The 9,450-nt window shown below is 37.4% G+C and carries 3 protein-coding genes; 2 read left to right on the plus strand and 1 reads right to left on the minus strand.

The window, feature by feature from the left end:
* Positions 1 to 435: 435 nt before the first annotated feature.
* Positions 436 to 4,344 (plus strand): M66 family metalloprotease, encoded by a 3,909-nt coding sequence (locus Q7657_RS01580; protein WP_107167143.1) that lies wholly within the window; start codon positions 436 to 438, stop codon positions 4,342 to 4,344.
* Positions 4,345 to 4,443: 99 nt separating this feature from the next.
* On the opposite strand, the gene Q7657_RS01585 is transcribed toward Q7657_RS01580, so the two are convergent.
* Entirely contained in the window at positions 4,444 to 4,677 is a 234-nt protein-coding gene (locus Q7657_RS01585) for a hypothetical protein (protein ID WP_053987848.1), read from the minus strand.
* A gap of 801 nt (positions 4,678 to 5,478) precedes the next feature.
* Between Q7657_RS01585 and Q7657_RS01590 the strand changes: the two genes are divergently transcribed.
* A complete protein-coding gene (locus Q7657_RS01590; RefSeq protein WP_498827201.1) occupies positions 5,479 to 9,168 on the plus strand; it encodes a M66 family metalloprotease in 3,690 nt (1,229 codons plus the stop codon).
* Positions 9,169 to 9,450: the final 282 nt, after the last annotated feature.

The following is a 9,450-nucleotide window of genomic DNA, read 5'->3' on the forward strand; positions in this document are numbered from 1 at the left end:
CGGATATTGTTTTGTGCCAACAGGAGACGCATGCCTTTTTCATAACAAGGAAACGTGGTGTGAAAGGCAATAATAAATACAGGGACGCTATTTATTAGATGGTATCTCCAGTAAACCCATCACTATCAAAGTCCTTACTTTGTGCCGAGAGTAAGGGCTTTTTCTTTTTATTAGAGTTTAAACTCTATAAAAATTGAATTATTTTCTATATTTATGTTTTTAAATGTGTTTTTCAGGGAGAATTTAAAAATCACGTCTCGATAAGATTTTTTTGTCGTTACAATTTAATTATTTTGTAATTGTTATGTTGTTGTTTCAACATACTTTTATTTTTTATTTCGCGTCAAAATATTGACGATGTGTTTTTTTTAAGTATCTTTCGCATTTCAGCCTTGCGTATTTTTATGCGTTAATAATTAAAATAAAAAGATATTTATGCTAAAAAAAACACTACTTTCTTCTATCGTCTTGCTCAGCTTATCGGGGTGTCATGATGGTGGCGGAGATGCCGAGTTCAATGTAACTCCGTCTAAACCTGACTCTTCTGATTCTAGTACCGATAATAAAAAACCTATTGTTGACGTTACGCCGTCAAAACCCACTTTTGATTTATCGGGTATTGTAACGGGTATGACGGGACAGCCTGTACATGGTCAAATTAAGGCGTCCGCCAATAACGGTGCCGTAATAACTTACTCGATTTCAAATAACCCAAGTTGGTTAACGATCGATCCTAATACGGGTGAGCTATCAGGTACGCCACATCAAAACGACAACGGTGATTATACGATCACGGTAACGGCAATTAACGGTAAACAAACCAATAGTACTCAAGTTAGCGTTGTGATTGGTGATAGTAATAACGCACCAACTATCTTGCCTGTATCTGCTCAGAATATTGTGGTCAATACGCCATTTACTGTTGCAGTATCAGCAAATGATAAAGACAATAACCGTTTAACGTATCGCCTTATTAATGCACCTGTTTGGGCTAAAATAGACGCTGTAACAGGTATTATTACGGGTAAGCCAACGGCTGTTGGTAAGCATGCTTTGAGAGTTGAAGTCTCTGATGGCAAAGCTAAAGCTTTTACCTCAGTGATGATTAATACACTCGTTAATCCAACCCCTGTGATGACGATTGCAGCTAAGATGGCTGCACGTACGCGCCAACCTTTCGTTGCACAAATCTCAGCGAAAGATCCCAACGGTAAGCCATTGCATTTCACGCTATCAGGACAGCCAAGTTGGATGCAGATTAACCCTAAAACAGGTGTTATATCTGGTACGCCAGGTCGTGATGATAACGGTGATTTTACGTTCACGATAACGGCATCAAATGGTCAGCAACAGGTAACATCGACCGCTCAGATCGTTGTTGATGATGTGAATAAAGCTCCAACGTGGACGCCTATTGCACTTCAAACCATGACAGCTGGTAATACGCTGGATATCACTGCGACAGCCAGTGATGAAGATAGCGATCCGCTAACTTATAGCCTTTTAAATGCTCCAGCATGGTTAATGATTGATAGTAAAACTGGTGTGATCACTGCAACGCCTGACATTAAGCTGGTGGGAGATTTTACCGCAACTGTGATAGCCAGTGATGGCAAGCTTTCTGCTGATACTCCACTTAACATTCATGTTAATAAAGGACAGTTTGAGATCACAACTCATGTGACGGGTATTGGTACGATCAGCCCTGAAAAAATGACCGTTGTTGCTGGTGGTCATGGTGAATTTACCATTAAGTTTGACTCGAAAAACAAGCTAAAAAGCATTACTGGTTGTGATGGTTCATTGGTTGATAATAAATACCTTGTGAGCGATGTTCATGCCGATTGCCAGATCCAAGTTAACTATGAAGATGTCGGTTATATTCCGCCTCTTGCTTTTAATACTAATAATTACCCAAGTGATCTTGATGGTAACTTAGAAGCGACCGTGTTGTTTGCACAGAACCATGTGATCCCATCAAAAAATCATAAAGAAGACATTGTGCATCTGCATAATGTGAATGGTAGTGAAATTACTCATACGCCTGCGGAGTCGACCCAGCATCTTATTGGTGAGCGCGCAACTTTAGTGATGTTTAAAGCTAAAGATGCTGACTTTGATGAAACCTTGCCTGTGAAAGTGGAAGGTTATGATGCCAATGGTTCGAAGCTCGGTACATTAGTTTTGGATCGCCCATATAAATTACCGTCTATTTCTGGCGTTAATCCTAAAGCGGATTTAACCAAGGCCGACTTTAATCTGGATCCTTCAAAGCTAACGGCAATTGATACTGCAAAAGTTGCAGCTGAAGGTGACAAAGGCAATACAGAATATTTAGATCAACAGTTGATTGAAAGTAAAGACGGTGTGTTTCTGCATTCAACCCAGTGGTTGCGTCTGCATCAACTATTGCTTGATTATAATCCAAAGTTTGATGGTAAATATCTGATTATAAAAGCAGATAGCCCATATACAACCGATGTGCGATATGCTAATAGTATCTCTAAAGGTGAACGTAATGCCTATATGGGGATCAATATAGGTCAGACGGTTGTGTTTTATAACGTTGGTGGTCAGTGGTTTACTGCTGGAGATTTAGCTATCTCTAAAGTGACCTATGGACACGGTTATTGGACGGCAAAAATTCCTGCATCATGGATGCATTACGGTTTACGTTTGGATTTTTCACATGATGGTAAGACGGGAACGCTAGATAATGTCAATGTAGGAGCACCTACGGTGCTGTACATGAACACCATTGATATCGGCATGTTAACGCAACGACAAGATACGATGGAATTTGCAAAAGATCTTGAGCTACCTCGTGAATATTACCAAACATTACCAATTAGTCGTTTGGTTGTAAGCCGTTATCAGAATATGACGTTTGATGAAATCATGATGCCAAATGGTCAGCTTTATAAAGATTATTCACCTGGCATTGGTGGTTGGCAAGAAGGTGACATGCGTAGTGATATTGCCAAATCTTTGATTTCAATTGGTATTGATAGTGCTAACTTTGGTTTCAATGCTTCTGATGGTCCAGGCCAAGATGCTCATTCAAATCTTGCGCTAATGCTAACGGCACATACATCGATTGGTCGTTATCTAAAGAAAAGAGAAGGCGATAAAATCGTTGAAGGGCCGTGGAATCAGGATCATGGTGGCTCTGGCGGTGGTGGTATTGTTACCTTAACGGGAACTGTTGGTAACGAAATGAGTCACGAAGCGGGGCATGGTATCGAACTGAGTCATAGTGAAGGCTATGATATGAGTATCCACCATCCTGCAGATCAACAAGATTCGACATGGGGATGGGATAGCGATAAAAATGTATTTATTCCTAACTTCTATAAGAACCCGTCGAATAAGTCATCGTGTATCGGTGATCCGAAGAAAAACCCAGCAGAAGAGAAGATTTGTGTTCAGCCATGGCATGGTTTCCAATTTGGCTTTGATGCGATGTACGGTGGTGAAGGCAGTATGTACCCTGATAACCGTTATACCATGTATACCCCATTCTCCAGTACGAAGATGCAGCGAGTAATGGAAAATCGTATGGTATTTTCTGAGGATTCACCGACAGGCTACTTAAAGTGGAATAATACGACTCATCAAATGGAACCATTTAGCTATCAAGTTACAGTACGAGATATGCTAGTGATTGGTGGTAATGTCTTAGAAGGCGAAGCGGATGATGCTGCTTATATTGCCAAGAAATTTGAAACTGCGAGTGCAATTACAATTGCTTCGAAAAATAATGATTGGTCGGGAGATATAACTATCCCAAGTGCGGTAGATGTACCGCCAGGTCGTATTGTTATTATTAATCACGATGCGCTGTGGAATACCAATTTCCATATTAATGGTGAAACGATTTTTAACCCGAAAAATTTGACCTATCGCTCTGATGGTAAAACTTGGGTTCGCGATGATAGCTTTTCGACGACAATTGAAAAGAAACCTGAGAAATTCGGAGTACCAGTTACAACATTAGTGGGTTATTACGATCCGGAAGAAAAGCTAACGAGCTATATATATCCGGCATTGCACGGCTCCCGAGGTTATACCTATGCAGATGATAGCGAATATATTCAGCCGAATAGTTGCCATTTAGATGTTGAATTAGCAAGTGGTCAAATGAAGCAATTTTGGTTGCCCGGTCATCGTTTATCCGAAAAATTCATGAATAAGTTTCATGTTAATGTTGCAGAGTCAGATAACCCTGTGAGTGCAACAGTGGTATGTAGTGATAAAGTATTAGTAAGTAAATCGATATCGAAGCCTGAAGCTGGGTTAGTTCAGTCTGTTAATGGAGCACCGTTAACAGCGACAATTAGTTAATATAAAAGGGATATAAATGATATTTATATCCCTTTTTTTTAGCGACTACATTTTGCAGTTATATTTCTTTTTAAAATGTTATTGGAATATAATATGTTTTTATTTTATGGCAGTTTTCTTTTGATGGTTTTTTTTGAATGCTTCCGGTATTTCAGATGCCTTCTTTTCTATCTTTTTAATATTATAAACTCTCTTTAATTTCAATTTATTAAATTTAACCTTTGCTCCTAATTGGCTATTGATGATCGCATCAAGTGAGATATAGCCATATAAAGCATTGGTATATTTAAGACGTTGAATAAATCGAGCTTCCAGTGAATATTTATTATTCATTCTTTTTTATAGTTTGTAAGGTATTTTCGATGAGCTCCTTCATATTGTAGCTTTATTTTTTAATAATATAAAATTAAAAGTTAAGTGCAATCAAAGATCACACTTTTATCATAAATATAGATTTATATAATATTGCTTGATAGTGCTGCTTATTTATAAATGAAATTAAAATTGTATGTTTTTAATTTTATTTATAAATTATTTGATTTCGATTATTTATAGCTATTTTATCAATATTTATTTTTTATATTGTGACGCCATAAAAATATAAAACGTGATTTTTAATAAGTTTTTTAAATTTTCATCGTTTAGAGTTAAAACTCTATTAAATGGTGTTTTTTAAAAGATTTTATTTTAAGATTTTGATTTTTAAGTTTTTATTTTTTTAGTTGTTAATTTAGACTTTTTGATTAAATATTTTTATTGTAATGATGAAAATATTTCACAGTATTTATCCTTATGTTTAATAAGGTCTTTTGTGTTTCTTTGTGCGTCAAAATATTGACGGTTTGTTTTTTTAACGTATCTTTTGTGGCTCAGCTTATGTGTATTTTCATACGTTCAATATAAAAATAAAAAGATATTTATGTTATTCAAAAAAACGCTACTTTCATCGCTCATTCTCTTAAGTCTTTCTGCTCATGCAGATACAAGTATAGATACGGTGCTACATCATCGCCAAATACAGAGTCGTCTGATACCCATACTGATAATAAAAAATCTATTATTGATGTCACACCATCAACAACGTCTTCTCGTTTATCAGAAAAGAGTGATACAGCGACAGATTCTACTCCTTTAGTGACAATAGCTAGTGAGCTAACCACTCGTATTAATGAGCCTTTGAGTGTGCAGGTTGTTGCTAAAGATCCAAAAGGTAAAACATTACATTATGGTTTATCGAACCGTCCTGATTGGTTGCATATTGATCCTGATACCGGTGTGATTTCGGGTACCCCTACAAACGATGACGATCTTGGTAAAATGCGCGTTAATGTGCGTGTATACAACGGGACAGAAGTTGCGTCTAAGTGGGTTACAGTAATAGTGGTTAATAGCACGATGGCTCCCACGGTTACCGTTCCGACTACGTTAACTGGCGAAGTAGGTAAAGCATTGAGCTATCAGGTATCAGCGAAAGATCCACAAGGTAAAAAATTACATTATGGTTTATCGAACCGTCCTGATTGGTTGAATATTGATCCAGATACTGGTGTGATTTCTGGTACGCCAGGGCCTAACGATATTGGTAAAATGCGCGTGGATGTGCGTGTATATAACGGTACAGACATTGTATCGAAGTGGGTTACAGTGAAAGTGACTAAAGCCAATACGACTCCTATTGTTACTGTTCCTGTCACGATAACTGGCGAAGTAGGTAAGGCATTGACTTATCAGGTATCTGCGAAAGATCCACAAGGTAAAACATTACATTATGGTATATCGAATCGCCCAGATTGGCTGGATATTGATCCAGATACGGGAGTGATGTCTGGTACACCAGGACCTAATGATATTGGTCAAATGCGCGTAGATGTGCGTGTTTATAACGGTACAGATGTTGTATCGAAGTGGGTAACGGTCATTATTATTGCTAATAAAAATAAAGCACCTGTTTGGACGTCATTGCCAGAACAAACGTTAACTGCGGGTGATATAACCGATATTACTGTAAAAGCAACGGATGCAAATAAAGATGTACTCACATACGGTCTTGAAAATGCACCGAAGTGGTTAATGATTGATAGTAAAACGGGTGTGATCATCGCGACGCCTGATGCGAATGTTAAAGGTGATTTTACTGTAACGGTTACAGTAAGTGATGGTAAGGCATCAACTAGCGCAGCACTTCATCTTCATGTTAAAGAGAATAAAATTGAGATTACTACGCTAGTGAGTGGTAGCGGTCAGATAATGCCTGCAAAGATGACAATGGTTGAAGGGGGCAGTGGTGCATTTACGATTAAGTTTGATTCTAAAAATAAACTGAAAAGTATTGCGGGCTGTAATGGCACATTAGAGGATAACAAATACCTTGTTAATGATATTTCTGCTGATTGCCAGGTAAAAGTGAATTTTGAAGATGTAGGTTATATTCCTCCTATTGCCTTTAATACTAATGATTTCCCAAGTGATTTGGATGGAAGTTTAGAAGGTACGGTGTTATTTGCTCAAAACCATATTATTCCATCGAAATATCACAAAAAAGATATTGTGCATAAGCATAATCCTGATGGTAAAGATGTGGTTCACACAGAGGCGAACACAACTGAACATTTAGTTGGTGAGCGTACGACTTTAGTAATGTTTAAGGCTAAAGATAAAGATTTTGATGAAACCTTACCTGTTACAGTGGAAGGTTATGATGCTGATGGCAATAAATTAGGCTCTGTGGTACTGAATCGTCCTTATCAATTGCCGCCAATTTCAGGTGTTATTGATCCTAAAATCCGAGAAAAAATAAAAGTTGATCCAACACTAAAAGAAGCAGATTTCAAGAAAGTTGATACAAATAAACTTGGTGATGACGGTAGTTATCTTGCTGAGCAATTAGCGGATGCTAAGCATGGTGCTTATATTGGTCTTTGGGATGGTTACTGGACGCCACAAATTATCCTTAAAAAGGATAAAGCCTTAGACGGTAAAATTGTTAAGATCAAGTCTGATGCTGGCTATACTTCAAGTGTTCTTGCTGAGTATAACGTTCCACTTAATCGTGGTCAGACACTGACATTTGTTAATCATGGTGGCGTTTGGTATGACATGCGCAATGTGACAGGAGAGATCACAAAAGTTACGTATGGGCATGGCTATTGGACGGCAAAAATTCCAGCATCATGGATGCATTATGGTTTACGTTTAGATTTCATGCATGGTGATCAGACAGGTACGTTAGATAACATTAATGTTGGCGCACCAACTGTTCTATATATGAATACCATTGATCTTGGTATGTTGACTAAGCATCCAGATAGAATGGATTTTGCGAAAGACCCTAATTTACCTCGTGAATTTTACCAAACTTTGCCAGTGAGCCGCTTTGTTTTAAGTCGTTACCAAGATTTAACCCTCAATGAAGTCATGATGCCAGATGGTACGCTGTATACTGATGCATCAGCGACTGATGGTGGCTATTATAAAGGTGATATGCGAGGAAGTATTGCGAAATCACTTATTTCAATTGGTATTGATAGCGCTAATTTTGGTATTAATGACAGTGATGGCCCTGGACAAGATGCTCATCCAGATCTTGCTTTAATGCTGACGACACATACAGCGAGTGGTAAATATAAAAATGGTGTTCAGCCTCATGGTCTTTCTGGTGGCGGTGGTATTGTTACGCTAGCTGGCACGATTGGTAATGAAATGAGTCATGAAGCGGGTCATGGTATAGAACTTGGTCATAGTGAAGGCTATGATATGAGTATTCATCACCCAGCTGATCAACTCGATTCGACGTGGGGATGGGATAGTGATAAGAATGTATTTATCCCTAATTTCTATAGTGATCGTTCGAATAGACCTTCGTGCATTGGTGATATAAAGAAAAATCAAGAGGTTATTTGTGTTCAGCCATGGCATGGTTTCCAATTTGGCTTAGATGCTATGTATGGCGGAGAGGGCAGTATGTACCCTGACAACCGTTATACCATGTACACCCCATACTCTAGTACTAAAATGCAGCGAGTAATGGAAGGCCGTATGGTGTTTTCTAAAGAATCACCAACAGGTTACTTAAAGTGGAATAATGCAACTCATAAAATGGAACCATTTAGTTATTCTCACCCAATTGCGGATACTGCTCAGGCGAGTATTGGCTTGTTGTCTCAACAAGATGGTTTAGAGTATTTAACTAAGCTTTTTGATCATGCAGGCGTTGTTGATATTACAACAGGAAATTCAAATTGGATGAAAGATATTCCAATTCCTGATGCCTCTAGTGTATCTAGTGGTAGTGTGATTCGTCTAACTTCTTGGGCTGGTTATAATTCTTACTATACCATGAACGGAAAGCGAATTATGCTTGGTTATGGTACGCATAAAATGTACCGTTCAAATGGTTCTAGCTGGGTTGAAATTGATCATGATGAGACATCTATTACAAAGAAACCAGAACAATTTGGGGTACCTGTAACAACATTAGTCGGTTATTACGACCCACAAGAGAAACTAACAAGCTATATTTATCCGGCATTACATGGTTCTAGTGGTTATACTTATGCCGATGATAGTAAATATATTCTTTCAAGTAGTTGCCATTTAGATGTTGAATTAGAAGATGGTAGTACGAAGAAGTTTTGGTTAAATGCTCGTCGTTTATCTGACAAGTATATGAATAAGTTTCATGTCAATATTGCTGAGTCCGATCATCCAGTGAATGCAAAAGTGGTATGTGGCGATAAGACATTAGCAACAAAGCCTATATCAAAACCAGAAGTTAATTTAGTTAAAACTGTTAATGGTGCTCCGTTATCGAACGAAATTAGCTAGTAATAACAATAACAAAGGTTATATTGTTTAATTTGTGTTAAAAAAAGCCATCAATTATTATTGGTGGCTTTTTTTGTAAACTTAGATTTTGAATTTGATCTCTATTTGATTTTAAAGTGTATTTAAAAAAAACGGACTATTTTTCTGATAAATAACATATTTTTTTCCATACTCTCCTTTTTTATATGGAAGTCGATTTTTCTATTTTTTTTAAATTAAAAATTCAAATCGTTTTATTCTTACATTTTATAAAATAAATGGTTATTTAAGAAATTTGACTGT

The sequence above is a fragment of the Candidatus Photobacterium acropomis genome (assembly GCF_030685555.1).
In the GTDB taxonomy this organism is placed as follows: domain Bacteria; phylum Pseudomonadota; class Gammaproteobacteria; order Enterobacterales; family Vibrionaceae; genus Photobacterium; species Photobacterium lucens.